The organism is Parashewanella sp. 2210YD4-3 (genome assembly GCF_056591735.1).
The window spans coordinates 1-1,536 of record NZ_JBWQOG010000026.1; the positions used below are offsets into that span (position 1 = coordinate 1).

The 1,536-nt window shown below is 41.5% G+C and carries 1 protein-coding gene; it reads right to left on the minus strand.

Features of this window, described 5'->3' with window-relative positions:
* Positions 1 to 18: 18 nt before the first annotated feature.
* Positions 19 to 1,446, minus strand: coding sequence for an IS4 family transposase (locus AC1EU0_RS19135; protein WP_480304370.1), 1,428 nt, complete (start codon positions 1,444 to 1,446; stop codon positions 19 to 21).
* Positions 1,447 to 1,536: the final 90 nt, after the last annotated feature.

Sequence of the window (1,536 nt, forward strand, 5' to 3'; positions counted from 1 at the left end):
CTGTCTCTTGATCAGATCTCAGAACATTTCTCCATCAGCGAGCATTTCTTTCGCCATCCTATATCCAACGACATAAGATTGAAGAGTATCCCAACCTTCCCAAATAGTTTCCCAGCCAGCGATGCCTGTGCGTTTGGAGTCTGTAAAACCACCGAGTTTTGCCAATGATTGATAAGCCCATTTTAAGTTGGGAATATCTTTGCCATTCCATCCTCTTGGCTTCTTCATTTTCATTAGCAATTTCCATTCATCTTCTTCAAATACTGTTTCACAACTTTGATTTTCAAGTTCATTGGCTGCCTCAACTAATCCTTTTTTACGCAAGTAATAAGGAATAGTTATCGCCTCTCTGAGTTGCAGTAATCGCACACCAATAAAAGCAAGAATGGACACGGCTCTTTCTAAGTTTTTCGGCTCAGTCATCCGTTGACGTTCTGCGCCAGCTCCCGTTTTCCAAGCTTTATGAAAGTCTTCAACTCGCCACCTTGCGGTATAGATATCTATCACACGCAAAGCTTGAGATAAGGTTTCCACAGGCTCTGTTGTCAGTAATACCCAACGTAGCGGCTCTGCTTCTTTTTTTGAGGTGCTTTCTTGGGCGTATACGACGTTGACTGGCTTCATTTCACCTTTAGTTTTTAAAGTAACCTTGGCTACTTTTACTGTTAGTTTGGCTTTTCTGGCCGCTCTGTTAATGGGTTTTCCTTTATTGTCTTTCATTCCTTTTTGAGGAATATCAATTGTGTAGGCTCCTAGCTCAGACTGAGATTCAAGGTGCTCAAATAGTGGTAATTCAGAGCCAATAAGTGGTCTATTATGCTTGGCTCGCACAACAAAACGTTCATTATGTGCTTGCTTATCTTGCAAATAGCTTTGTATGTCTGCTTCTCTGTCACAGACCGAAATGACTCGAGACATGGTCCCGCCTAAGCGTTGACGACAAAAGTGGGAAGCATCTGCCCATTTTCCGCTCTCTTTTTCGTCAGCATCTTCTGGGTTATCAGGGCGACACCACCAATCTTGATGAATAAGCCCAATAGTCTTTGTCGTATAGCCGTCTAGTAATAGCGTTGAGTGAACCCACCAACCACGGGCCTTATCTTTAACGCTTCCAAGCTTTCCTAACTCTGATGCGACTTGGTGTTTATAGCTTAATGAGGTCGTATCATCTACAGCTAGAATTTCAGAATAGGATTGGGCTTGTTCAGCAGTATAATCAAATCCTGAGCAGCGAATAGTTTCTGGAATAACCTTATCATTACGTATCAAACGATAAGCTCCTTCTTGCTTTGCTTCATCTCCCTGACATGATAAAGCGATTGACTTACCACTACAACGAGCCATATCTGCCGCTGTCTCAATTAATCGTTCTGTTCTTCGTTTATCACCTGTTTTTGCGTTTTTAAATTGATTTTTTGACCACTGACTATGGCTGAAAATTGACATGACTCGTTGCTTTATCTGGTTTAATTTAATGATCAGATCAATGAGCAGGCAATAAGTTCAACTTCGATAATATTTGTGTAGAAGAGTCAG

Excerpts from the sequence above, each read along its gene's own strand:
- AC1EU0_RS19135 (WP_480304370.1), bottom strand. The coding sequence starts at position 1,446 with ATGTCAATTTTCAGCCATAGTCAGTGGTCAAAAAATCAATTTAAAAAC.